The sequence below is a fragment of the Cupriavidus sp. 05T42 genome (assembly GCF_056396345.1).
In genome coordinates, this window is record NZ_JBFTLH010000008.1 from 205,360 (window position 1) to 229,949 (window position 24,590).

Annotated in this window: 21 protein-coding genes, 1 tRNA gene and 1 pseudogene; 7 read left to right on the top strand and 16 right to left on the bottom strand. The window is 68.3% G+C overall.

Features of this window, described 5'->3' with window-relative positions; translation table 11 throughout:
* From AC1EJR_RS13525 to AC1EJR_RS13535, 3 genes are all read right to left on the bottom strand, one after another.
* Positions 1–1,014 (bottom strand): PhoH family protein, encoded by a 1,014-nt coding sequence (locus tag AC1EJR_RS13525; RefSeq protein WP_477147196.1) that lies wholly within the window; start codon positions 1,012–1,014, stop codon positions 1–3.
* A gap of 8 nt (positions 1,015–1,022) precedes the next feature.
* Positions 1,023–2,375 (bottom strand): tRNA (N6-isopentenyl adenosine(37)-C2)-methylthiotransferase MiaB, encoded by a 1,353-nt coding sequence (gene miaB / locus AC1EJR_RS13530; protein ID WP_441644822.1) that lies wholly within the window; start codon positions 2,373–2,375, stop codon positions 1,023–1,025.
* Positions 2,376–2,474: 99 nt separating this feature from the next.
* Complete coding sequence (locus AC1EJR_RS13535; RefSeq protein WP_477147197.1) at positions 2,475–2,861, bottom strand: hypothetical protein; 387 nt, start codon at positions 2,859–2,861, stop codon at positions 2,475–2,477.
* Between the two features lie 390 nt (positions 2,862–3,251).
* Here AC1EJR_RS13535 and AC1EJR_RS13540 point away from each other — a divergent pair, with 390 nt between their 5' ends.
* A complete protein-coding gene (locus tag AC1EJR_RS13540; RefSeq protein ID WP_477147198.1) occupies positions 3,252–4,859 on the top strand; it encodes a DEAD/DEAH box helicase in 1,608 nt (535 codons plus the stop codon).
* A 14-nt stretch (positions 4,860–4,873) separates the two neighbouring features.
* Positions 4,874–5,908: a serine/threonine protein kinase gene (locus AC1EJR_RS13545; RefSeq protein ID WP_477147199.1), complete on the top strand. Its 1,035-nt coding sequence runs from the start codon at positions 4,874–4,876 to the stop codon at positions 5,906–5,908.
* Between the two features lie 9 nt (positions 5,909–5,917).
* Here AC1EJR_RS13545 and AC1EJR_RS13550 read toward each other — a convergent pair whose 3' ends face one another.
* Complete coding sequence (locus AC1EJR_RS13550) at positions 5,918–6,358, bottom strand: universal stress protein (RefSeq protein WP_477147200.1); 441 nt, start codon at positions 6,356–6,358, stop codon at positions 5,918–5,920.
* A 309-nt stretch (positions 6,359–6,667) separates the two neighbouring features.
* Between AC1EJR_RS13550 and AC1EJR_RS13555 the strand changes: the two genes are divergently transcribed.
* The 5 genes from AC1EJR_RS13555 to AC1EJR_RS13575 all read left to right on the top strand — a co-directional run bounded on the left by AC1EJR_RS13555 (position 6,668) and on the right by AC1EJR_RS13575 (position 12,286).
* Complete coding sequence (locus AC1EJR_RS13555; protein ID WP_477147201.1) at positions 6,668–7,285, top strand: LuxR C-terminal-related transcriptional regulator; 618 nt, start codon at positions 6,668–6,670, stop codon at positions 7,283–7,285.
* Positions 7,286–7,534: 249 nt separating this feature from the next.
* Positions 7,535–8,032: a Csu type fimbrial protein gene (locus AC1EJR_RS13560; RefSeq protein ID WP_092291973.1), complete on the top strand. Its 498-nt coding sequence runs from the start codon at positions 7,535–7,537 to the stop codon at positions 8,030–8,032.
* 61 nt (positions 8,033–8,093) lie between these two features.
* On the top strand, positions 8,094–8,801 hold the full coding sequence (locus AC1EJR_RS13565; protein WP_477147202.1) for a fimbrial biogenesis chaperone: 708 nt from the start codon (positions 8,094–8,096) through the stop codon (positions 8,799–8,801).
* Positions 8,802–8,819: 18 nt separating this feature from the next.
* A complete protein-coding gene (locus AC1EJR_RS13570) occupies positions 8,820–11,306 on the top strand; it encodes a fimbria/pilus outer membrane usher protein (protein WP_143093863.1) in 2,487 nt (828 codons plus the stop codon).
* Positions 11,303–12,286: a Csu type fimbrial protein gene (locus AC1EJR_RS13575; RefSeq protein WP_477113357.1), complete on the top strand. Its 984-nt coding sequence runs from the start codon at positions 11,303–11,305 to the stop codon at positions 12,284–12,286. Before AC1EJR_RS13570 ends, AC1EJR_RS13575 begins: the two co-directional genes overlap by 4 nt.
* A gap of 13 nt (positions 12,287–12,299) precedes the next feature.
* On the opposite strand, the gene creC is transcribed toward AC1EJR_RS13575, so the two are convergent.
* From creC to AC1EJR_RS13635, 12 genes and pseudogenes are all read right to left on the bottom strand, one after another.
* Entirely contained in the window at positions 12,300–13,772 is a 1,473-nt protein-coding gene (gene creC, locus AC1EJR_RS13580) for a two-component system sensor histidine kinase CreC (RefSeq protein ID WP_477105524.1), read from the bottom strand.
* A 13-nt stretch (positions 13,773–13,785) separates the two neighbouring features.
* Complete coding sequence (gene creB, locus AC1EJR_RS13585) at positions 13,786–14,472, bottom strand: two-component system response regulator CreB (RefSeq protein ID WP_092291979.1); 687 nt, start codon at positions 14,470–14,472, stop codon at positions 13,786–13,788.
* 50 nt (positions 14,473–14,522) lie between these two features.
* On the bottom strand, positions 14,523–15,629 hold the full coding sequence (locus AC1EJR_RS13590) for an NAD(P)/FAD-dependent oxidoreductase (protein ID WP_092291980.1): 1,107 nt from the start codon (positions 15,627–15,629) through the stop codon (positions 14,523–14,525).
* Positions 15,630–15,754: 125 nt separating this feature from the next.
* The gene (locus AC1EJR_RS13595; RefSeq protein WP_092292155.1) at positions 15,755–16,282 is read right to left on the bottom strand and encodes a nucleoside deaminase; all 528 of its coding nucleotides are present in this window, start codon (positions 16,280–16,282) and stop codon (positions 15,755–15,757) included.
* 66 nt (positions 16,283–16,348) lie between these two features.
* Positions 16,349–17,065 (bottom strand): annotated as a pseudogene (locus AC1EJR_RS13600) (alpha/beta fold hydrolase); the annotation flags it as partial.
* 7 nt (positions 17,066–17,072) lie between these two features.
* Positions 17,073–18,041 (bottom strand): isopenicillin N synthase family dioxygenase, encoded by a 969-nt coding sequence (locus AC1EJR_RS13605; RefSeq protein WP_477147203.1) that lies wholly within the window; start codon positions 18,039–18,041, stop codon positions 17,073–17,075.
* 152 nt (positions 18,042–18,193) lie between these two features.
* A complete protein-coding gene (locus AC1EJR_RS13610; RefSeq protein WP_092292159.1) occupies positions 18,194–19,204 on the bottom strand; it encodes a LysR family transcriptional regulator in 1,011 nt (336 codons plus the stop codon).
* A 62-nt stretch (positions 19,205–19,266) separates the two neighbouring features.
* Positions 19,267–20,256: an MBL fold metallo-hydrolase gene (locus tag AC1EJR_RS13615; protein WP_477147204.1), complete on the bottom strand. Its 990-nt coding sequence runs from the start codon at positions 20,254–20,256 to the stop codon at positions 19,267–19,269.
* 173 nt (positions 20,257–20,429) lie between these two features.
* Positions 20,430–20,506, bottom strand: a tRNA-Met gene (locus tag AC1EJR_RS13620).
* A 200-nt stretch (positions 20,507–20,706) separates the two neighbouring features.
* Positions 20,707–22,401 carry an MFS transporter gene (locus AC1EJR_RS13625; protein WP_477147205.1) on the bottom strand — a complete coding sequence of 565 codons (1,695 nt, stop codon included), beginning with the start codon at positions 22,399–22,401 and terminating at the stop codon, positions 20,707–20,709.
* A 251-nt stretch (positions 22,402–22,652) separates the two neighbouring features.
* Positions 22,653–23,006 (bottom strand): DUF4212 domain-containing protein, encoded by a 354-nt coding sequence (locus AC1EJR_RS13630; RefSeq protein WP_092291985.1) that lies wholly within the window; start codon positions 23,004–23,006, stop codon positions 22,653–22,655.
* Positions 23,003–24,583, bottom strand: a complete 1,581-nt coding sequence (locus tag AC1EJR_RS13635; protein ID WP_477147206.1) for a sensor histidine kinase N-terminal domain-containing protein — start codon at positions 24,581–24,583, stop codon at positions 23,003–23,005. Before AC1EJR_RS13635 ends, AC1EJR_RS13630 begins: the two co-directional genes overlap by 4 nt.
* Positions 24,584–24,590: the final 7 nt, after the last annotated feature.

Genomic DNA, 24,590 nt, shown 5'->3' on the forward strand with positions numbered 1-24,590 from the left:
TCAGGCGTCCTTGTGCTGGGCGTGGAATTCGTCATACGCATCGACGATGCGCGCCACCAGGGGATGGCGCACGACGTCGGTGCTGGTAAAGCGCGTGAACGCGACGCCGCGTACATCGCGCAGCACGTGCTGGGCTTCCACCAGGCCGCTTTTCTGCCCGCGCGGCAGGTCGATCTGGGTGGTGTCGCCGGTAATCACGGCCTTGGCGCCGAAGCCGATCCGCGTCAGGAACATCTTCATCTGTTMCGGCGTGGTGTTCTGGGCTTCGTCGAGGATGATGAACGCGTGGTTCAGCGTGCGGCCGCGCATGTAGGCCAGCGGCGCGACTTCGATCATCTGGCGCTCGAACATTTTCTGCGTGCGATCGAAACCGAGCAGGTCGTACAGGGCGTCGTAGAGCGGGCGCAGGTAGGGGTCCACCTTCTGGGCGAGGTCGCCCGGCAGGAAGCCGAGCCGCTCGCCGGCCTCCACGGCCGGGCGGGTCAGCACGATGCGCTTGACGGCATCGCGCTCGAGCGCGTCCACGGCGCAGGCCACGGCCAGGTAGGTCTTGCCCGTGCCGGCCGGGCCGATGCCCAGCGTCAGGTCGTGCGCGAGGATGTGGCGCAGGTACTCGCGCTGCGTGGCGGTGCGGCCCTGCAGCCCGATGCGGCGCGTGTGCAGCACCGGGGATTCATCCAGCCCGCGCGGGTCTTCCTCGCCATTGGCGTAGCCGCTGGCCGTGGTCTCGGGCAGGTAGGCGCCGTGCGCGGAGATCTGGCGCGATTCCACCAGCCCAAGCTGGATGTCGTCGATCGACAGCGACACGCGCGAATCGTTATAGAAGCGCTCCAGCGCCAGCGCGGCGTCCTGGGCGCGCGCGCCGCGCACCGTCATGCGGTGGCCGCGGCGCTGGATCGTCACGTCGAGCGCCTGCTCGATCTGGCGCAGGTTCTCGTCGAGCGGCCCGCACAGGTTCTGGAGCCGCGCGTTGTCGTCCTTGGGTGCGACGAATTCCGCCGTCTGGATTTTCATGGAGGTCCTTACTGGCGCACCACGATCTCGCCGCGCAGCGAGTGCGGGAATGCCTGCGTGATGCTGACATCGACCATCTGGCCGATCATCTGGTCGCGCCGCGCCTGCGGTACGCCGGGCAGCGCGAAGTTKACCACGCGGTTGTTCTCGGTGCGGCCGTGCAGCTCGGTGGGGTCCTTGCGGGCCGGGCCTTCCACGAGGATGCGCTGGACCGTGCCGACCATGCCCTGGCTGATGCGCTGCACGTTTTCCTCGATGGTGGCCTGCAGCCGCTGGAGGCGGCGCAGCTTCACGTCATGCGGGGTGTCGTCGTGCAGGTTGGCCGCCGGCGTGCCGGGGCGCGGGCTGAAGATGAACGAGAACGAGGTGTCATAGCCGACTTCCTCGATCATCGACATCAGCTTCTCGAAGTCGGCATCGGTCTCGCCGGGGAAGCCGATGATGAAGTCGGACGACATCGACATGGTCGGCCGGATCGCCCGCAAGCGGCGAATAATGCTCTTGTACTCGAGCGCGCTGTAGCCGCGCTTCATCGCCATCAGGATGCGGTCCGAGGCGTGCTGCACAGGCAGGTGGAGATGGTTCACCAGCTTGTCGCAGCGCTCGTACAGCTCCACCAGCCGCGAGGTGAACTCCTTCGGATGGCTGGTGGTGTAGCGGATGCGCTCGATGCCGGGGATCTCGGCCACGTATTCGATCAGCAGGGCGAAATCGGCGATTTCCGTCGTACCGCCCATCGCGCCGCGATAGGCGTTGACGTTCTGGCCCAGCAGCGTGACTTCGCGCACGCCCTGGTCGGCCAGGCCGGCCACTTCGGCCAGCACGTCCTCGAACGGGCGCGAGACTTCCTCGCCGCGCGTGTAGGGCACCACGCAGTAGCTGCAATACTTCGAGCAGCCTTCCATGATCGAGACGAACGCGCTCGGGCCGTCCACCTTGGCGGGCGGCAGGTGGTCGAACTTCTCGATCTCGGGGAAGGAAATGTCGACCTGGGACTGGCCGGTGCGGCGGCGGCGATCGATCAGGTCCGGCAGGCGGTGCAGCGTCTGCGGGCCAAACACGACGTCCACGTAGGGCGCGCGGGAGACGATGCTGGCGCCTTCCTGGCTGGCCACGCAGCCACCCACGCCGATCACGAGGTCCGGCTTGGCGGCCTTGAGCGCCTTCATGCGGCCCAGCTCGGAGAACACCTTCTCCTGGGCCTTCTCGCGCACGGAGCAGGTGTTGAAGAGGATGACGTCGGCGTCTTCGACGTTGTCGCAGGGCTCCATGCCCTGCGTGGCGTTGAGTACGTCCACCATCTTGTCCGAGTCATACTCGTTCATCTGGCAGCCGTACGTCTTCACGAATACTTTTTTCATGGTGCCGGTCTCAGTGGTTTACCTGGGGGCATCAGGGTTTGCTTCTGCTTCTGGGGACAACGCGGCCGGGGGCGGGCCGCCTGCTGCGTGTTTTTCAACTTAATGCGAGGCCTTCCATTCCTTCACCTCGGCATCGGTCAGCACCCAGGCGGTCTGGAGCTGGCCGTAGAGGTCCAGCTTGTAGCGCACCGGGAGCTTCTTGCCGGCGATGACCACCGGGTTCAGCAGCTGCGTTTCCGTGCTGAAGACCCGCAGGCCGGGCGCCGTGGCCACCGTCTTGCTGTCGAGCTTGKCGGTCAGCGGCGTGGAGGCCGTGGGCATCGCCATCACCATGCGCGCCATCGGCGCATCGGCCGGAATCACGCGGACCGGGGTGCCGGCCACGGGCACGTCCTGGGCCAGCGCGGCCGCGCCGGGCAAGGCCAGGGCGGCGGCAACCACCGCCAGGAACACGGACTGACGCGTCAGGGAGAACCGCAAGGACATGATGACTCCGGCTTCGGGTGACTGGTGAGGGGAATGGCGCCGTCCGCGCGACATGCGCACGGGCCGGGCAACCCGGCATTCTACCCGCATCGCCCGCCTTGCACCCCCTTTGGGAGGGTGCCGGGCGCCTGATGTGGCGAGATCCGGACACCCCCGGCGGCCCGGGGCGGGGGGGCGATGGGGTGGAGCCGGCGCCACCCCATCGCCGGCAGGGTATGGGGAGGGCGCCGGGCTGGTACACTACGGCCCTTCTCCCACCGGAGGCGGGGGCAATCGGCCCGTCCCACCGGGACCTGACCCCCTTCGGGGTGCTTCAGGTTCGGTTTCCTACCCATGCCGCCCTGCGATTGGCGCAATCCCTTGCGTGACGGGCGGCTGAAGCGTCATTTCATGTCTTTTTCCGATCTAGGCTTGTCCGACAAGCTGGTGCGTGCCGTGGCCGAACAGGGCTACACCACGCCGACCCCGATTCAGGCGCAGGCTATCCCTGCCATTCTCAAAGGTGGCGACCTGCTCGCCGGCGCCCAGACCGGCACCGGCAAGACCGCGGGCTTCACGCTGCCGATGCTGCAGCTGCTGGGCGAATCCGCCGCCCACAATCCGGCCCCGCGCGGGGCACGCCAGCCAGTGCGCGCACTGGTGCTGACCCCCACGCGTGAGCTTGCCGCCCAGGTGGAGGAGAGCGTCCGCAACTATGGCAAATACCTGAAGCTGCGCTCGATGGTGATGTTCGGCGGCGTGGGCATCAACCCGCAGATCGAGGCCCTCAAGCGCGGCGTCGATATCGTCGTGGCCACGCCGGGCCGGCTGCTCGACCACGTGTCGCAGCGGACCATCGACCTCTCCCAGGTAGAACTGCTGGTGCTGGACGAAGCCGACCGCATGCTCGACATGGGCTTCATCCACGATATTCGCAAGATCCTGAATATCCTGCCGGCCAAGCGCCAGAACCTGCTGTTCTCGGCCACGTTCTCGGACGATATCCGCGCGCTGGCCGACCGCCTGCTGAACAACCCCGCCTCGATCGAAGTGGCTCGCCGCAACACCACGGCTGAAACCGTGGCGCAGCGCGCCTACCCGGTGGACCGCGAACGCAAGCGCGAACTGCTGGCCCACCTGGTGCGCGAGGAGGACTGGCACCAGGTGCTGGTCTTCACGCGTACCAAGCACGGCGCCAACCGGCTGGCCGAGCAGCTGACCAAGGACGGCCTGTCCGCGCTGGCGATCCACGGCAACAAGAGCCAGTCGGCGCGTACGCGCGCGCTGTCCGAGTTCAAGGCCGGCACGCTGCGGCTGCTGGTGGCGACTGACATCGCGGCGCGTGGCATCGACATCGACCAGTTGCCCCACGTGGTCAACTTCGACCTGCCGAACGTGCCCGAGGACTATGTGCACCGTATCGGCCGTACGGGCCGCGCCGGCGCCGAGGGCGAGGCGATCTCCCTGGTCTGCGTGGATGAGCACGGCCTGCTGCGCGATATCGAACGATTGATCAAGCGCCAGATCGAACAGACCGTCCTGCCGGGTTTCGAAGTGGACCCGAGCATCGTGGCCGAGCCGATCCAGAAGGGCCGCCAGCAACGTGGCGGCGGTGGTGGTGGCCAGGGCGCAGGCCGTGGCCAGCGCCCGCCGGCACAGGCCAAGCCCCGGGGCGAGGGCGGCGACCGCCGTCAGGAACGCGCCCCGAAGCCCGCCGCACCGCGCCCGGAAGGCCAGCGCCAGGACGCACCGCGCAACCGCCCGGCCCAGCCGGCGCGCGGCGCCAACGGGAACGGCAATGGCAACGGCAACGGTGCCAACGGCGGCAACCGCGGTGGCCGACAGGCTGCCGGCAACGGTGGTGGCAACGGTGGTAACGGTGGTAACGGCGGCGGCAATGGCCGCGGCGGCAACGGCAACAACGCCCCGCGCCCGGCGCAGGACGCTGCCGGCGCGCCGCCCGCGCGCAACCGTMGTCCGGCGTCGCAGGCAGCGCTGCTCGGCGGCCGCAAGCCCTGAGCGGCACGCGCCCCATGACAGCGCCCGTCGACGAGGATGTGCCCTATGCCGGCCTGACGCCGGAGTGCATCCTCGACGCCCTGGAAGCCGCCGGCTTCCAGCCGGACGGGCGCCTGCTGGCGCTCAACAGCTACGAGAACCGCGTCTGGCAGATCGGCATCGAGGATGCCGCGCCGGTCATCGCCAAGTTCTACCGGCCGGGCCGCTGGACTGACGCCGCCATCCTCGAGGAACACGCGTTCGTCCAGCAACTAGCCGATGCCGAGATCCCGGCGGTGCCGGCGCTGTCTGCCTCGCTCGGCGGACAGCCGCCTGCCACGCTGCTCGTACACGACGATTTCCGATTTTCCGTTTTCCCGCGCTGCGGCGGCCGCGAGCCGGCGCTCGACCGCGCCGAGACGCTCACGTTGCTGGGCCGCTTTATCGGGCGCATCCACGCGGTGGGCGCGTCGGCGCCGTACCAGGCCCGTCCCACGCTCGACGTGGAGACCTTCGGCGTGGTCCCGCGCGACTACCTGCTCGCCCACGACTGCATTCCCGCCGACCTGCTCGCGCCGTGGCGCGCCGCCGTGGACCTGGCCCTGGACGCCGTGCGTCGCTGCTACKACCGCGCCGGTGATATCCGCCTGCTGCGGCTGCATGGCGACTGCCATCGTGGCAATGTGTTGTGGATCGATCCGGAAGACGCCCGCGGACGCGGCGCGCCGGGCCCGCATTTCGTCGATTTCGACGACAGCCGCATGGGGCCGGCGGTGCAGGACCTGTGGATGCTGCTCGAAGGCGACCGCGCGGCGATGCAGGGCCAACTGGCCGACATCGTGGCCGGCTACGAGGATTTTGCTGAATTCGAGACGCGCGAGCTATGGCTGGTGGAGGCGCTGCGCACGCTGCGCCTGCTGCACTACAGCGCCTGGCTGGCCGCGCGCTGGCGCGATCCCGCTTTCCCGGCCGCGTTCCCGTGGTTCGGCACGGCGCGCTACTGGCAGGACCGCATCCTCGAATTGCGCGAGCAGATCGCGCTGATGGACGAACCCCCGCTCTGGGGGTAGGCCAGCCGATCAGGCGGGGCGGCGATCGCCCTTGACCATCATCACCGGGCAGTCGGCCTGCGCCAGCACGCGGCCCGCCACGGAACCAATCACCGCATCGAAGAACGACCCCCGGCCATKGGTGCCCATGACGATGGCATCGGCATGGACCGCCCTGGCGTGCGCCAGGATCTTGTCCGGCGCGAAGCCGCGCAGCGGGTGGCGCTCGAACGGCACGCCGGCATCGCCAAGGATCTTGCAGACGGAGGCCATGGCCTTCTCGCTTTCATCGTGGTGCCAGGCGTCGATGGTGTCCTTGTTGACGAACGCGCGCACCTGACCCGTGACTTCGGGCGAGACGTGCACCACGTGCACGGTATAGCCCGGTTGCAGCAGCCGGCCGGTGGCCAGGAAGTGCGCGGCGGCATCGCTGAAGTTCGATCCATCGGTGGCAAGGATGATTTGGGGCATGGCGGCGATCTCCGGTTGTGGCATGACACAGGTGTCACGCATCCTCATCAGATTGGCAGATGTGCGGGGCTCGCCTTTCAACTTAGGTCAAATTCAGACGAAATTTTCAGGATTTCACGATTGTCATGTCCGTCGCGATGTGATTTGCCTATGTCATCCGCGCGCCCCGGGCGGACACAAATCCGCAGGAGCTGAAATTTCCGCATCGATACACGGAAGTTTCGCAGTGTCATTGCCGACGTTTCCGCATCCTGCACGGAAACGGACGGCCTATGCTCGGGCATCACTCAACTGTAGGAGCCCGAGCCCATGCCCACCGCCCTTGTCGTGGATGATCACCCCGCGATCCGGCTTGCCGTMAGAAGCCGCCTCACCGAGGACCTCGATTTCGACACCGTCACGGAAGTGACCAACGGCGCGGACGCCTTGCGCGTGCTGCGCGACGCCATCGCCGACCTGATCGTCGTGGACCTGAGCCTGCCCGGCGTGCCGGGCGAGGCGTTGCTGGCCGAACTCGTATCGCGCCATCCCGGCACCCGGGTGCTGGTGCTGTCCGCGATGACCGGCGCCGGCGAGCGCGCCATCCATGGCGGCGCCCATGGGTATGTCGACAAGGGCGACGGCCTGCACGCACTCACGCCGGCCCTGCGCGCCGTCATGCAGGGCTTCGCGGTGTTTCCCACGCACCTGCTGCCCACGCTGCGGCGCCTCTCGGCCGTGGCCGGCGACCCCGCGCGCATTTTGAGCCGGCGCGAACTGACGGTATTGCGCATGCTGGCCTMGGGCCATACCAATAAGGCGATATCCGAATTACTGGAAATCAGCAATAAAACCGTCAGCTCGCACAAGGCAAATATCATGAGCAAACTGAAATTCAAATCGCTGATTGAACTGGCAGAGTTTGCGCGACGACATCACTTGCTGTAAGTCCCGACGTGATGGGGGCGCTCCGTGATGAATCTTTCTTGAGTCTCGCGACGCACGATTGACTTCGATTTATCCGGCATCTATATCAGCAGTGCGCGGAAATATCTTTTTGCTGTTTCTCACCGCGAGCGTTGGAAACCGATTTATCAGTGAATGCCGATTCAGCGATTTCCAAGTAAATCCGGCGAGATTCCCGCGCAATTCAACGACCTGCAATGCGAACCCGATAGATCCGGACAAGGAGATGTCATGCCTGCTCGTCTTTCACGTGTCATGGCCATCGCGGCCGTGCTGTCACTGCCGGTGCCACAGCTGGCAGGGGCGGCCACCAAGACCGGCACGTTCCTCGTGAGCGCCGTGGTGGTCAGCGATTGCGACATCCGTAGCACGCCGAACCTCGCCTTTGGCGAAGTGGGCGCGATCAGCCAGCCGGTGGATGTGACCACCGTCATCATCGTGGCGTGCACGACCGGCACCGCCTACACGATCGCACTGAACGCCGGTGACGGCACCGGTTCCACGGTGCCGGACCGGCGCATGAGCAACGGCACGAATTCGCTGAAATACCAGTTGTACAGCGACACCGCCCGCACGGCGGTCTGGGGCCAGACGGTCGGCACGGACACCGTTGGCGCCACCGGCAACGGCAATGACCAGGAGCGGACGATCTACGGCCGCATGCCACCCCAGACCATGCCGGCGGCGGGCACCTACCAGTCGCTGGTGACCGTCACTGTCCAGTATTGAGCCGCGCGCCTAACGGCACCTGCCGCGCCATCTCCACCCGACCCCCTGTCGGAGACACAACATGACAAGAACACTCCTGGCGACTTTTGCGCTCCTGCTGGCGATGCCCTTTGCGAACGCGGCGACGATTCACGTCAAGCCGACCATGACGCTGATTCCACCCGGCCAGTCCGCCGCCGTCATCACGCTGACCAATCAGGGCGATACGCCGCTCAACGCGCAGGTGCGATTGTTCGGCTGGGACCAGGTGGGGGGCGAGGACGCGCTGTCGCCCACCAACCGGCTCGTCGCCAGCCCGCCGATGCTGACGCTGGCGCCGCGCCAGACGCAATCGATCCGGCTCGTGCGCACGGAGAAGTCGCCGKCCACGCAGGTCGAGGCGTACCGAGTGCTGGTGGACGAGGTCCTGGACAGCAGCCAGCCCCGGCCGACCGGCGTGACGCTGCAGATGCGCTACTCACTGCCGGTGTTCGTGCTGCCGCGCGAGAAGCTCAAGCCCGCGCAGGTCACGGTGACGGCCTCCGCCGACGGCAATCTGGTGAAGCTAGGCGCCGTGAACCGTGGCGAAAGCCACGCGCAGGCCACCGACGTCTCGTTGGTATACCGTGGCGGCGGCACCAGCCCCGTGGTGCCCGGCCTGCTCGGCTACGTGCTGCCAGGCAAGTCGATCGAATGGAGGCTGCCACTGCCCGCCGATGCCGCGGCCAAGGGCCGGCCCACGCGCGTCAAGATGATGATCAACGGCCGCGAGATGCTGGTCGACCTCTGATGCCGACCGTGCCCGCCCATGTCAAAACCGCCCCGTGGAGGTGCCGCCGCCCGCGCACCCCGCAAGCTGGCGCTCGCGCTGCTCTGCGGCGTTGCGATGGACCTGATGGCCGGCGCGCATGCGTGGTCGCAACCGGTGCCGGAGGCCGATGACGGTGCCTCCACCGCCTTCTACCTGCAGGCGGCTGTCAACGGTGTCGAAAAGGAGCTGATMGTTCGCGTCGACCGGCGGGCCGGTGTGCTGTACATGGCCGCCGGCGAGTTGGAGGAACTCGGCGTCCGCGTCGACGACCTGCCGTTCGGCCCAGACCAGCAGATCGCCCTGGACGCCGTGCCTGGCCTCGGCTACGACTACGACGCCGCCGCCCAGCGCATCGCGCTGCGCGTGCCCGAGGGGCTGCTCAGGGCCCAGCGGCTCGGCGCCGAGCCGCCCGTGCTGCCGCCGGTGCAGTCCGGCACCGGCCTGGTGGTGAACTACGCGTTCAATCTCCAGACCACGCGGCTCTCGCTGGACGAGCAGCGCGCGGCGCAGCGCAAGCCCAGCCCGCTGCAGGGCTCGGGCACGCACGGCCCGCAGCCGCTGCTCGGCGAGCAGGCCTTCGCAGACAGCTACGACCGCCTGAACCGGACCTTGTCCCTGTCGAGCGAGCTGCGCTTCTACGCGCCGTTCGGCGTGTTCCAGAACTCGGGCGTCACCACGCTGCACGAGGGCCAGACCGAGTACCTGCGCCAGGACACCTACTGGACCTACGAGGACCCCCGCCGGCTGATGAGCTACACGATTGGCGATTTCGTCTCCGCCGCCTTGCCGTGGTCGCGGTCGGTGCGCATGGGCGGGATCAGCGTGGCGCACAACTTCAACACCCGCCCGGACCTCGTGACCTACCCGGTGCCGTCGCTGGGCGGCAGCGCGGTGGTCCCGACCACGGTGGACCTCTATCTCAACGGCTTGCGCCAGTTCTCGGCGCAGTCGTCGGGCGGCCCCTTCGTGATCGCCACGCCGCCGGCCCTGACTGGCGCGGGCACCGCCACGCTGGTCTACCGCGACCAGCTGGGGCGCGAGGTGATCGTCAACCGGCCGCTGTATGTCGATTCGCGGCTGCTCGCGAAGGGGTTGTCGGAGTACGCGGTGCAGGCCGGCTACGCGCGGCGCAACTATGGCAGCTTGTCCTTCGACTACGCCGGCTCGCCCACCGCCACGGCCTCGGGACGCTATGGCGTKACCGACGCCGTGACCGTGGAAGCGCATGCGGAGGCCGCCAGCGGCCTGCGCAACGCCGGCATCGGCGGGCTGGTGCAGCTCGGGTACTTCGGCGTGGCGAACGCGGCCATCTCCGGCAGTACAGGCGATGCCAGCGGCATGCAGTTCAGCGGCGGCTACCAGTACATCTCGCGCGCGTTCAGCTTCACGGTGCAGGGCATCCACGCGGCGAACCAGTATCGCGATCTCGGCACGCTCGAGGGCGTGCCCGTGCCGGAGAATCAGCTGTACATCACGCTCAGCGTGCCGCTGACGGCGCGCCAGACGCTGTCGGTCAGCTACTCGCGCCAGGATGCGTCGTTCCTCGGTGGCTCGCGCATCGTGTCGGTCGGCTATACGGCGGCCATCGGCTCGCGTTTCAACATCTTCGCCAACGTGTTCAAGGACTACGACCAGCAGCAGACCGTCGGTGCCTTCATCGGCGTGACCATTTCACTCGGCAACAGCGTGAGTGTCGGCACGAATGCCAGTTCGTACGATGGCCGCAAGAGTGTCTCGGTGTCGGCCAACCGGCCCGTCGACTACGACAAGGGCGGTTTCGGCTGGAACGTGCAGGCCGACGCCGGCAGCGAAAGCTATCGCCGTGGCCTGGGCCGGGTGGACTATCGCGGCCGCTATGGCGACGTGACGGCGCAGGCCGAGCACATCAACTCGGGCAGCATCGAGTCGAACCATGTCTCGCTCTACGGGGCGGGGTCGCTGGTGGTGGCGGATGGCGCGCTGCTGGCCGGACGGTCGATCTACGACGCCTTCGCCGTGGTGTCGACCGACGGCCTGCCCGATGTGCCGGTCCTGCGCGAGAACCGGCTGGTCGGCAAGACCAATGCCGGCGGCCGCCTGCTCGTGCCCGACCTGCTGCCGTACGATGGCAACCGGATCGCCATCAGCACCCTTGGACTGCCGGCCGAGGCCAGCGTGACGACGGACCGCCAGGTCGTGGTGCCGCCCACGCGTGCCGGCGTGACAGTGCGCTTCCCGGTCACGCGCTACGAGGGCGCTACCGTGCTGCTGGTCGATGGTCAGGGCCAGCCGCTGCCGGTGGGGGCGCATGTCGTGCTGGAAGGGAGCGATGCCACGGCCGTGGTCGGCTACGACGGCGCCGTGTTCCTCCCCGCGCTGCAGCCGGACAACCGGGTGACAGTGACCTTTGGCGACAGGACCTGCACGGCGCAGGTGCCCTATGCCCCGCGCGATGTGATGACCACCATCGGCCCCTTCCCCTGCGTCCTCCGGGAGCGCCCATGAACACCGGCCTGGTTCGCCGTCTGGTCCACCACCTGCTGGCCTGCGGGCTGTTCATCTGGCTGGGGTGGGCGGGCAGCGCGTACGCCATCGACTGCACCGTCACGATGAGCGATATCGAGTTTGGCGATGTCAACGTGCTGACCACCACGCCGGTCAGTGTCAACGGCGAGGTGAAAGTCGAATGCACCGACATGACGACCAAGTTCGCCCGTGTCTGCCTGAGTTTCGGCGCGCCGGGCGGCGGTACGGTGGCGAATCGGACCATGGCCGGCGCGACCTCGACGCCGCTGGCGTACAACCTCTACCAGAACGCGTCGCACACCACCCCGTGGGGCTCCGTGTACTTCACGCCGCCGCAGTCCCGGTCGGTGACGCTGCAGGCCGATTCATTCGGCATGGCCACCGCCACGGTGATGTACTACGGCTACATGCTGCTGCCGCAGGCGACGGTGCCGGCCGGCAGCTATACCGCGATCTACACCACCGCGGACACGAACATGAACGTGCAAGGCTATGTGTCCACGCCACCGGCCTGCTCGACGAGCATGCCGCAAGGCACGTCCTGGACTTTCACCGTCCGCGCGACGGTGGTGTCGGACTGCAACATCACGGCKACCAATATCGATTTTGGGCAGATCGGCCTGATCAGCGGGCCCGTGTCGGCCAACGGCAACATCGGCGTGACGTGCACGGCGGGCACGGCCTATTCGCTCACGCTCAACAACGGCACGGGCGCAGGGGCCACCCCAACCGCGCGCAAGATGACACGCGATGGCGGCACGGAGACCCTGACGTATGGCTTGTATATCGATGCCACGCACAACATCGCATGGGGAGATGGTACCGGTGGTGCGACCGTCCTGATGGGTACGGGCAATGGCTTGACCAACCAAAACACKGTCTACGGCCAGGTGCCACCGCAGGCCGGGGCAGCGCCGGGCCTCTATCGCGACACGATCATCGTCACGATTACGTACTAGTTCACGTACTCGCTCACATACCAGAGGCGGGCAGCGACAGCGTCGCGACGGCGCCACCGCCGGGGCGGTTCTCCACGGCGATGTGGCCATGGTGCAGCGCCGCCACCTCGCGCACGAGGCACAGCCCGAGGCCGGTGCTCTTGTCCCGCCCATTGGGGCGCGGCAGCGAATAGAAGCGCTCGAACAGCCGCCCCTGCGCATAGGCGGGGATGCCCGGGCCATCGTCGGTAATGCGGATGTCGATCATCCCGGCCGCGCCGGGCAGGACGGCGATGTCCACCGTGCCGTGCGCCGGCGAGAAGTCGAGCGCATTGTCGAGCAGGTTGGCCAGCGCCTGATGCAGCAGGAACGGGTCGCCGCTGACCACGGGCGCCCCGAATCCCTCCGGCCGCGGCTGGCGGTGCAGCGTGATGCCGCGCTGGCGCGCACGCGGCTCGCACGCCTCCACGATCGCCTCCAGCAGCGGCAGCAGCGCCACCGGCTCGCTGGCATCGAGCTGCTGCTTCTGCTCCACCGCCGCCAGCATCAGCAGCTTGCCGATCATCAGTTCGAGCCGCCGGGTCTGGCCCTGGATATTGGCGGCGAAGCGGCGCCGGTCGTCGGCAGGCATCTCCTCCTGCAACAGTTCCGCCGCCCCGCCGATGGCCGCCAGCGGGCTTTTCATCTCGTGGGTCAGCGTGTGGATGTAGTGCTCGACGTACTGCTTGTCCTCCAGCCGCAGCCGCATCGTCTCCACGGCGCGGCCCAGCTCCGCCAGTTCGCCGGCGCCGCGCAGCGGCATCTCCGCGCGCTCGCCGGCGGCCACCGCGCGGGCGTAGCGTTGCAGCCGGCGCAGCCCGTGCACCAGCCACAGCGTGCACGCCAGCCCGATCACGAAGGCGCAGCCCATCAGCAGCAACCCGTGGAGCAGGATTTTCTGTCGGCTGCGGTCGATGAACGGCGCCATCACGCGATTCGGCTTGGAGACGGTCAGCACGCCGATGATCGGACCGCCATGGGGCGTACCGCCTGCGTCATCGGCCCGGATCGGCGCCGCGACGTGCATCACGGTACTGTCCTCGTCGTCCGGGTCGGTACGCGTGCTGCGGGCGCCGTACTTGCCCTGCAGGGTGCGCGCCACATCGTTCCAGCGGGAGTGGTCGGCGCCCGCGGCGGTGCCGGCGGAGTCGAAGCGCACGATGCCCCGGCTGTCGGTGATGGTCACCCGATAGTGGATGGTGTCCTTGTGCACGCCCCAGATCGTCGCGTCTACCGGCACGCTGGCCAGCGTGGCCACGCGCCGCGCGAACGCGCCATCGCCGATGTGGCCCTGCTGCATGTCGTCGGCGGCCAACAGGGCCAGCACCTGGGCGGTGTCGGCCAGCGTGTCCTCCATCGCCTGGCGCACGCCCGGCTTCACCTCCTGCACGAACACCCGCAGCGTGAGGAACGCGGCCAGCCCCACGATCAGGAAGAAGCCGAAGAAGATGCGGAGTCCGATATGCATGCCGGCCGGGCGCTCAGGGATCGAGCGAGTAACCCATGCCGCGATGGGTGCGGATGGCATCGAACGTGGCATCCACCGCGCGCAGCTTGGCGCGCACGGTCTTGATATGGGTGTCGACGGTGCGGTCGATGGTGTCGGCGGCGTCGTGCCAGACCATGTCCATCAGCTGGGCGCGCGAGTAGATGCGCCCCGGCTGCGCCACCAGCAGCGCCAGCAGCCGGTACTCGTAGCGCGTGAGGGCCAGCCACTGGCCGTGGAAGGCGATGCGCGCGCCGGCGGCATCGTGGGTGAACCGGGCGGGTTCGGGCGCCGTGGGGGGTGCTCCGGCGCGACCGCCGGCACGGCGCAGGATCACCCGCACCCGGGCCGCCAGTTCGCGCGGCGAGAAGGGCTTGACCACGTAGTCGTCCGCGCCGATCTCCAGCCCGACGATGCGGTCGATCTCCTCGTGCCGCGCCGTCAGAAAGATCACTGGCACGTCAGAGAACGTGCGCAGCGTCCGGCAGACCTCGAAGCCGCTCATGTCCGGCAAGCCCACGTCCAGGATCACAAGGTCGGCCGGTGCCGCGCGCAGCCGCTGGAGGGCATCGCCGCCCAGCACGAGGTGCTCGGCCTGCATGCCGTCGGTGCGCAGTGCATAGAGGATGGTGTCGGCGATGGCGGCTTCGTCTTCCACCACGACGACGGTCGGCGGGTTCATTGGTTCCGGGGGCTCTGGGATGCTGGAATGCAGGGATTGGCGCGATCTTATCAGGCGTGCACCCCACGCCGATGGAAGTAGACCCGCTCGGCGGCCAGCCGCAGCGGCGCGGAATGGAGCAGCACCTCGAACGGCCAGTCGAACTGCAGGCGGTCGAACACCCAGCGCAGCGCGCGCTTGGTCAGGAAGCGTGGCGCGCTGGCCGCCGCCACCCGCTCCGGCGCCGGCCCGCCGTGGAGCAGGTGGGCGGCCATGGCCTCGCCGATGGTCTCGCCGTGGCGCCATGCCGAATGGATTCCGCCTGCCGTCACCGGTGAGACCACCCCGGCTGCATCCCCAGTCAGCATTACCCCGGGTCCGGCGATGGGCGCGACCGGCCCGCCGCACGGAATCAGCCCAGCCCGCGTGGCGCCGGGCATGGCGTCGTCCGGAATTTGCAGCAGATGGCGCACGCGCTGCAGAAAGCCGTCGATGTCAGGCGCACGCGGGCGGCGCGGCGTCTGGCGCAGGGCCAGCCCGGCTTGCACGCCGGTCGGGTTCTGCGTCACCCAGCCGATATAGCCTGGCGCGAAGCGCTTGCTGACGAAGCAGTGGAGGGCGCCCGGCTCGGGCAGCGTCATGCCGGGAAACTCGTACTCGACGCCATAGAGGAAGTCGTGCACGCGCCCCAGCCCGGCCGTGATCGCCACGCGCGAGCGCACCCCGTCCGCGCCGACTAGGTAGCGCGTGCGGCCCACCCCGGGCACGCGCCAGCCGCCCTCGCAGGGCTGGGCGCCCGTGAACGCGGTGCCGAGGCGCAGGTCCACGCCATGGCTCACCAGTTCAGCGGCCAGCCAGCGCATCAGGCGCGGGGTATCGGTCGTCAGGAAGTAGTAGCCGGGGGCGCGCAGCGCCAGGTTGCGCAGGCTGGGCGCGTAGAGCCGCACCTGTTCCACGCGGTGCAGGCAGTCTGCCGGCGCGTGGCGCAGCCAGGTCTGCTCGGCGGCCTCCTTGACGATGATGCCGGTGGTGTGGAGTTTTTCGCCCGGATCGACCTTGCGCTCCAGCACCACCACGCGCAGGCCGGCCCGCGCCGCCGCCAGCGCACAGGCCGCGCCCGCGAAGCTGGCCCCCACGATCACCACGTCCGCATCGAAATTCGCACCGGCTGCCGTCATGTCACTGCTCCTGAAGTTGGACGGAGCGAGTGTCGCCAGCGACGGTGAAGCCGGTATGAGGCGAATGTGTGGCGTGGTGCAGCGCCACCGCGATGGCCGTCGCGCCGGCAGGCGCCACGGCCTTGCTACCGGCCGGCCCAGAAGCGACGCTGCGCCGCGGCGATCTCGGCCTCCATCTCCGGCACCGGGCCGATCAGCTCCACAGCCTTCTGGCAATGATCGAACACATAGCGCGACGGCACGCTCATGGTCGGGTTCTCCGCGTGGCTGCCCGTGTACTGCAGCAGCGCATGCTCGGTCATGCCGAACACCACCCGGCCGATATTGGCCCAGTAGGCCGTGCCGGCGCACATGCAGCACGGCTCCACGGTGGTGTAGAGCGTGCAGCCCCACAGGTAGTCGGCCGGGAAGTTGGTGGCGGCCACGCGTGCGAGCGTGGATTCGGCGTGGTTCACCGTGTCGATGTTGCACTGCTCCAGCAGCACGGTTTCCTGGTCCGGACCGACCAGGATGGCGCCGAACGGGTGGTGGCCCAGCGTCACGGCGCGCTCGGCCACCTGCTGGGCGCGGCGCAGGTGGCGGCGGATCTGTTCCGGCGTGGGCGGCAGGCCCTGGGCGGGCAGGGTAGTGGGTTCGGGCGTGGTCATAGACATGGTCATGGTCTCCGCAGGTCTTCGTGAGGGCATGGCTCGGAGGGGCAGCAAGGCGTCGGTCAGGGCCTGCGGGCAGGCCAGTTGCGGCACGTGGCCGCAGTCGAGCGAAATCCGGTGGGCGCCCGGCGTGAGCGCCTGCATGCGCCGCTGGAGCGGCAGCGTGACGGAGCGGTCCTGCAGGCATTCGACATAGACACGCGGCACGCGGCCGAAGCGCGCGGGGCTGAGCGCGTTGCGCATGTCGCGGCCTGTGTCTGGTTGGGGGCAGAGCCGCGCGGCGGCGGTCTGCGCGGCCTCGGGCGGGCAGTCGTGCAGGAAGATCTCGCGCGCGGCGGCGGGCGGCACGCGGCTGGTGGTGCCATCGGCATCCCATGCGAGGAGCGGCACGATGCCGGTGTAGTGGAAATCGGCATCGGCGGCGCGGCATTGGGCGATCACGTCGCCGAAGCTGACCCCGGTGGGCAGCATCATGCCGGCGAGGTAGACCAGCGCGCGTACGCGGTCTGGCAGGGTTTCGGCCACCTGCGAGGCGGTCAGGCCGCCGCCGCTGTGGCCGAGGACGACTGCGGGCGCGTCCAGCGCGGCCAGCAGTGCGCACACGTGGGCGGTGTAGCCGGCGAGGGTGGCGTCGGCTTTCCTTTCGGGGCTGCGGTCGTTGCCGGGCAGGTCCACGGCGTGTACCTGCCAGCCGGCGGCTTCGAGCATCGGCTGCCAGGCGGCGAAGGCCCAGCTGCCTTGCCAGGCGCCATGGATCAGCACGATGTGGGGGCGTTGCATCGACATGATCGGGTCAGCCGTAGGTGCGCCGGTAGCAGTCCATCAGGTGCTGCTCGACGGTCACGGGCGGGTACTTGGCGGCCTCGCCTTCGGCACGGCAGGTCGGCAGGCACGCCACCTCGTGCAGCGGGTTGCCGGTGAAGAAGAACGGCACCGAATAGCGCTCGCGGCCCGAACGGTTGATCACGCGGTGCAGCGTGGAGACGTAGCGGCCATTGGTCCAGCGCGCGAACAGGTCGCCGATATTGACGACGAAAGCGCCGGGCACGGGCGGGGCATCGATCCAGCTGGCCTGGAGGGCGTCCCAGACCTGGAGGCCGCCGGTCTCGTCMTGGAGCAGCAGGGTCACGCCGCCGAAGTCGGTATGTTCGCCGCAACCCTTCTCACCGGGCTGGGGCTGCGCGGGTTGGGGCGGGTAGTGCAGCAGCCGCAGGGTGGCGGAGGCGTCGTGCAGGTAGCCATCGAAATGGTCCTCGGGGAGGTCCAGCGCCAGCGCCAGCCCGCGCACGACCGTGGCGCCCAGCGCGTACGCCTGCTGGTAGTACGCCTCCATCACGTCGCGGAAGGCCGGCAGGGTGGCGGGCCACTGGTTCGGGCCGGTGTTGAAGCGGCCGGCCAGCACGCGCGGGTCATCGGCGGCAATCTCGGCACCAATATAGAGGCTCTCCTTCAGGTCCGGCGGCGCGCCGGCTTCCAGCGTCTGGGCGCGCAGCGGCTCATAGCCCCGGTTGCAGGGCGAGAGGCGCTTGTCCACGGCGAGCTTGTCGGCCATGCTCAGGTCGAAGAAGCGCTGGCTGGCCGCGAACACATCGCGGATCAGCGCCGGGTCGATGCCGTGGTTCGTCAGGTAGAAGAAGCCGCGATGCGCGCAGGCATCGTGCAGCTGCGTGGCCACGGCGCGGCGCGCGGCGGGCTCGGCGCTGTGCAGTCCGGCGATGTCGATCAGGGGCAGGCTGAGGGAGGCGGGGGCGGTGGCAGTCACGGTGAGCGGCGGGCCTCGAAGGCTGGGCGACGGATGCAACCCAGTCTAGGGAGGGGCCACTGCGCTGGATAGCGCCGATTTTTGCGCGGGGTGATGCCGAAATGCGAGCACCCCGGCGGGCCGCCCGGCGCACTGCCGGGGCGGCTATCGGCTCATGCACTCAAGGCGTGCGCGAGTGGCTCCGTCGATGCCTCGCTTTGGCGCGCCGGGGCACGGTCGCGGTGCGGCGCGGTGGGCTTGCGCAGCGCGAGGGCTTCGTCGCGCTCGCGCGCCTCGATGGCCTCCGCGGCAATCCGGATGAAGGCGTCCAGCGCCGGCGGCGGCGTGCGGCCGGCGCGCACATAGACGCCGAGTTCCGAGCAGATCGGCGCGGGGGTGTCCAGCGGCACGTGCACCAGCCGCCCGTCGCGCAGTTCGCGCTCGAGGCCCAGCCGGCTCTGGAAGAAGATGCCCACGCCGCGCTCGACGAGGCCCTTCGCCAGTTCGATCGACGAAGTTTCCAGCAGCACCTGCAAGGCGCGCTTGTGATGGGCGAGCACGGGCTGGAGCAGTTCATGCATCGACAGTTCCGGCCGGGGCAGGATCAGCGGGTAGGCCGCGCATTCGGCAAAGGCCACGTGCGGCAGGCTGGCCAGTGGATGGCCGGGCGGCACGATGGCGCCCAGCGCGAAACGCGACACCATGCACTGGCGCAGGCCGTCGTGGCGGCGGATGGAGAAGCCGATGCCAAGGTCCGCCTCGCCATCGATCACGGCCTGGGCGGCCTGTTCGGAGCCGCAGATGCGCACGTCGATCTGGATAGTGGGGTAGCGCCGGTGCATCTGCGTCAGCATGGCGGGCATCAGGTCGGCATTCAGCCCCTCCACGGCCGCCACGCTGAGCGATCCGCGCCGCACGCCGCGCAGCAGTTCCAGCTCGGTGGCCAGGCGCTGCTCGTCCTGCAGCACGGTGATCACGTGGCGCGAGAACACCTCGCCGGCCGGGGTCAGGCGCAGGCCGGTGGCCAGGCGCTCGAACAGCGGGCTGCCGATCTCTTCCTCGAGCTGCAACAGCTGGCGGTTGATGGCCGACGAGGCCACGTGCAGCCGCCGCGCGGCTTCGCGGATGGAGCCGCAGCGGCGGATCATGTCGAAATACTTGATGGCGCGGGCGTGGATGTGCATGGCCGGATCGAGCATGCACCGTGCCAGCGCGGGGGGCGGCACCCGGTTCGCCCCCTTGCCGATCAGCGGTCGGCGCGGACCGGACCGTACTCCACCGGCACCCAGCTGTAGCCGCGCGCATCCTTGCGGATGTGGCCCAGGCCCGGGAACGGCATGTGCGCGCCGGCAATCAGCCAGCCCTTGGCGGCGGCCTGCGCGAAGACGGCCTTGCGCGTCTTGATGGCCTGCTGCTGGTCCGAATCGAACTCGATCGACACCTMGGGGTGGGCCATCTGCACCGAATGGCTGTGGACGATATCGCCCCACAACAGCAGCGTCTGGCCCTTCGACGTCACCAGATAGGAACTGTGCCCCGGCGTGTGGCCCGGCGTGCCGAGCACGCTGAAGCCGGGCAGCGGCTGCGCCCCGTMGGCGTAGGTGTGGAGCGCGCCCTTGGCCTTGTAGGGCGCCACGGCGTCCTGGGCCATCTTGAAGAACGGCTTCTTGTCCTCGGGGGCCTGCTGCGCGGCGGCGTCGCTGAGCCAGTAATCGGCATCCTTCTGCGAGGCCCAGACCGTGGCATTGGGGAAGACCGCCGTGGTGCCCTGGGTCAGGCCGCAAGCGTGGTCGGGGTGCAGGTGGGTCAGGAGCACCGCGTCCACGTCCTCCGGCTTGTAGCCGGCGGCGCGGATGTTGTTCACCAGCCCACCCATGGTCGGGCCGAAACACTGCGCCGCGCCGGCATCGACCAGCACGAGCTTGTCCTGCGTATGCACCAGGAAGCCGTTGACGGCAGTCTGCACGCCGTTCTTGTCGACCACGAACATGCGCGCCATCAGCGACTGGAGATCCTTGGCCTGCATGCCCTTGAGGAGCTTGCTGCCGAGATCGACATAACCGTCATAGAGGGCGGTGACGACCACGTCGCCAACCTGCTGGCGATAGAAGCCGGGCACCTGCTCCTTGACCTGCGCGGGCGCGGCCGTGGCGGCAAGACTGGCAAACATCAAGCCGGCCAGCGCGGCGCGAACCAGCCGGCGGGCGGCCTTGGGGGCAAAGGCGAGGGATTTCATCGGGGACAGATCCTTCCTGGATGGGAGTGGAAGCGAATAGGACAGGCAAGTTGCCGGAGGCCCATTCTAATGATCTGTCGGAAAATGCGCGCTGAGGGTCACGCAGGGGGGGCGGAAGGCGGCCCAAAGCAAAAAGCCGCAATCCCGTGAAGGACTGCGGCTTTTCTAATAGATGGTGGCGAATCAGGGATTCGAACCCCGGACCTGCGGATTATGATTCCGTCGCTCTAACCGACTGAGCTAATTCGCCAACGAAGACCGCAATTATACCCACGGATTGGAGCCTGTCAACACCCTCGTGACAGTTTTATGCAAGCTTCCGCAGGCTGCCCAAAAAAATGGCAGATCCGAAGATCTGCCTGAGAAGGAGCGACCGGCCGTGTACTAGCTTTGCGGTGCCGGTCTATCCTGAGCGCGGTTGCGCAGCGCTGGCCTGAATCTGAATCTGGCTCAGTCGTTGGCGTAGATATCCACGTCCTTGGTTTCGCGGACGAACAGCGCGCCGATCACGAAGGTCATGGCGGCGATGATGATCGGGTACCAGAGGCCGTAGTAGATATTGCCGTTCTGGGCCACCAGCGCGAACGAGATGGTGGGCAGCAGGCCGCCGAACCAGCCGTTGCCGATGTGATACGGCAGCGACATCGACKAGTAGCGGATCCGCGTCGGGAACATCTCCACCAGCATCGCAGCGATCGGGCCGTACACCATCGTCACGTAGATCACCAGGATGACCAGGATCACCAGCACCATGATCGTGTTCATCTGGGCCGGGTCAGCCTTGGTCGGATAGCCGTGGGAGGCCATCGAGCCGGACACTTCCTTCTTGAACGCGGCGATCCTCCCCTTGCTCTCGTCGTCGAACGCGCCCTTCACGACGGTGGCGTCGAACGCCTTGATCTCCTTGTCGCCGATCTTCACCGAGGCAGGCGTGCCGGCCGGGGCGTCGATCACTTCATAGCTGGCCGATGCCTGGGCCAGCGTGCGCTTGACGATGTCGCACGAGCTGCGGAAGTCGATTTCGCGGGCGATCGGGCTGCCCTGGAACGAGCAGGTCTTCGGGTCGGCCGTGACCACGATCTGCGCGGTCTGCTGGGCACGCTCCAGCGCCGGGTTGGCGTAGTGCGTGAGCGCCTTGAACAGCGGGAAGTAGGTCAGCACGGCGATGGCGCAGCCGATCATGATGATCCACTTGCGGCCGATCTTGTCAGACAGCGAGCCGAAGAAGATGAAGAACGGCGTACCGATCACCAGTGCGCCGGCGATCAGCAGATTGGCCGTCTTGGCGTCAACCTTCAGCACCTGCGTCAGGAAGAACAGCGAGTAGAACTGGCCCGTGTACCAGACCACGGCCTGGCCGGCGGTCAGCCCCAGCAGCGCCAGGATCACGATCTTCATGTTGCGCCACTGGCCGAATGCCTCGGTCAGCGGAGCCTTGGAGGTCTTGCCCTCGGCCTTCATCTTCTGGAACGCCGGCGATTCGCTCATCGACAGGCGGATGTAGACCGACATGCCGAGCAGCAGGATCGAGAGCAGGAACGGGATACGCCAGCCCCAGACGTCGAAGTTCGGGCCGGTCAGCTCGCGCGTCAGCAGGATCACGATCAGCGACAGGAACAGGCCCATCGTCGCGGTGGTCTGGATCCAGGCCGTGTACGCGCCGCGCTTGCCGTGCGGGGCGTGCTCCGCCACGTACGTAGCCGCGCCGCCGTACTCGCCGCCGAGTGCCAGGCCCTGCAGCATGCGCAGCGCGATCAGGATGATCGGGGCCGCCCAGCCGATGGTGGCGTAGCCGGGCAGCAGGCCCACCAGGAAGGTGGACAGGCCCATGATCAGGATGGTGACCAGGAACGTGTACTTGCGGCCGATCATGTCGCCCAGGCGGCCGAACACCAGCGCGCCGAACGGGCGCACCAGGAAGCCCGCCGCGAAGGCCAGCAGCGCGAAGATGAACGCCGAGGTCGGGTCCAGGCCCGCGAAGAACTGCTTGGCGATGACCGCCGCCAGCGAACCGTACAGGTAGAAGTCGTACCACTCGAATACCGTGCCGAGCGAAGAGGCCAGGATGACCTTCCTCTCTTCGCGCGTCATCGGCGTGTTTTGTGCACCGCCCCCCGGCACTGCCACGTTTTGCGCGTTTGCCATTATTGTCTCCTCCGTCTCATCGAAAGGTTCCCCGTTGTCAGCGGCCACGCGTGTGCGGACCGCTGCATCGAAGTTGAAGAGGATTGTGGGAGGTGAAACTTACTGCGTTCTGACAGAAATGACGGGAATGGCGCCTAAATCGTCGGGGTATACGCTAGCGGGCGGAACTTCCCCCGAGGCGCCCGGGTTGCTGCGCTGCGGTTGGGCGCGGCACCGGGCGGGCCACGCGGTACGGCGGGGCGGGAATCTTGCTATGCAGCATCGGCCCCGGCAGGGGCTTGCGGGGGAGGTGGAGCGACGTGCGGGACGGCTTCGGCCCCGGCCGGCGGGGCAGGGTGGCCGTCAGGTTCGAACTCGTGGTCGGCGCGGTTCATGCGCCAGGCGTAGAGCGCGGCCATCGCCACGTAGACGATCAGCGCCCCCTGGGCGCCCACCCAGAACGAGAAGGGCCAGCCGAAGAAGTCGAAGCGCAGCTCTCGCGCGTACCAGCTCACCACGAACGACACCACGAACCACACTACCAGCAGCGCGCCGATCCAGCGCCGGTTGTGGCGCCACGCGCGGCGCTCCTGCGGCGACATGCGGTCGCGCGGGGGCTTTCTCATGCCGGCTCCCCGGTGCCGGTGCCGTTCTGGGCGCGGCGCAGTGTCACGCGCAGCCGCGTGCCGGCCAGCCGGGGCGACGGCTGGTAAACGTGATCGTCGATGGCCACCTCGCCGCCATGCTGCTGCACGATCTCGCGCACGATGGCGAGGCCCAGCCCGCTGCCCTCGGTATTGGTGCCGAGCACGCGGTAKAAGCGCTCCATCACCCGTTCGCGCTCGGACGGGGCGATACCCGGCCCGGTGTCCTCCACATCGAGATAGGCGAACGGCTCGAACGGGTCGGCGGCCACGCGCACGGTGGCATGGCCGCCGGACGGCGTGTAGCGGATCGCGTTGTCCAGCAGGTTGTTGAGCATCTCGGTCAGCATCAGGCGGTTGCCGGTGATGGTCACCGGGTGGTCGTCGGCTTCCAGCCCCAGGTCGATGCGGCGCGCCCACGCCTGCGGCAGCCAGTCCTTGACCACCTCACGCGCCAGCGCGGTGAGGTCCAGCGGCGCCATGCCGCCCGCGCCGGCCAGGTTCTCCATGCGCGCCAGCGAAAGCAGCTGCGTCACCAGGTGCGCGGTGCGTTCGGAACTGCCGGCGATCTGCGCCAGCGAGCGGCGCAATTCCTCGGGCGACTGCTCGCGCTGCGCCAGCTCGGCCTGCATGCGCAGCCCGGCCAGCGGCGTCTTCATCTGATGCGCGGCATCGGCGATAAAGCGCTTCTGCGTCTGCACGGACTGGTCCAGTCGCGCCAGCAGGTCATTGAACGATGCCACCAGCGGCGTGATCTCCTGCGGCGCGGCGGTCTCGTCGATGGGGCTCGTATCGCCGGGGTTGCGCGCCCGGATGCGCTGCTGGATCGCGGTCAGCGGCGCCAGCCCGCGCGTGAGGCCGAACCAGACCAGCACCACGGCCAGCGGCAGGATCACGAACTGCGGCAGGATCACGCCCTTGATGATTTCGTTGRCCAGCCGCGCGCGCTTGTCGAGCGTCTCGGCCACCTGCACCAGCACCGGCTGGGAGCCGGCGCTTTTCAGGTCGACATAGGTATAGGCCACGCGTACGTCGTTGCCGGCCACGCGGTCGTCGCGCAGGGACACCAGCCCGGCATGGCCCTGGTCCTCCTCGGACGGCAGCGGCAGATCGTGGTCGCCGGCCACGTACTCGCCGCGCTTGCCCACCACCTGGTAATAGATATTGTCGGTTTCGTCGGCCCGCAGGATCTCGCGCGCGGAGAGCGGCAGCTGCAGCGTCACGCGGCCGTTCACCTCGCGCACCTGCTGGGACAGCACGATGGCGCTGGCCTCCAGCGCGCGGTCGAACGGACCGTTGGCGATGGATTTGGCGACGAGGTAGGTGACCGCAATGCTCATCGGCCAGAGCAGCAGCAGCGGGGCGAGCATCCAGTCGAGGATCTCGCCGAACAGCGAGCGCGGGGAGGGATGGGCGGACGATTCTTCCAGGTGCGGCAGGGCGTCGGCCAGCGCGGCGTCCTCCGCCGCGGCGTCGGCCAGGGTCGGCAGGGGCGGCGGCGAGTTGGGCAGGGGGGGCAGGGCCGGCGGGCGGCCCCAGCGCAGTCTCAGCAGGCGCATGCCGCCC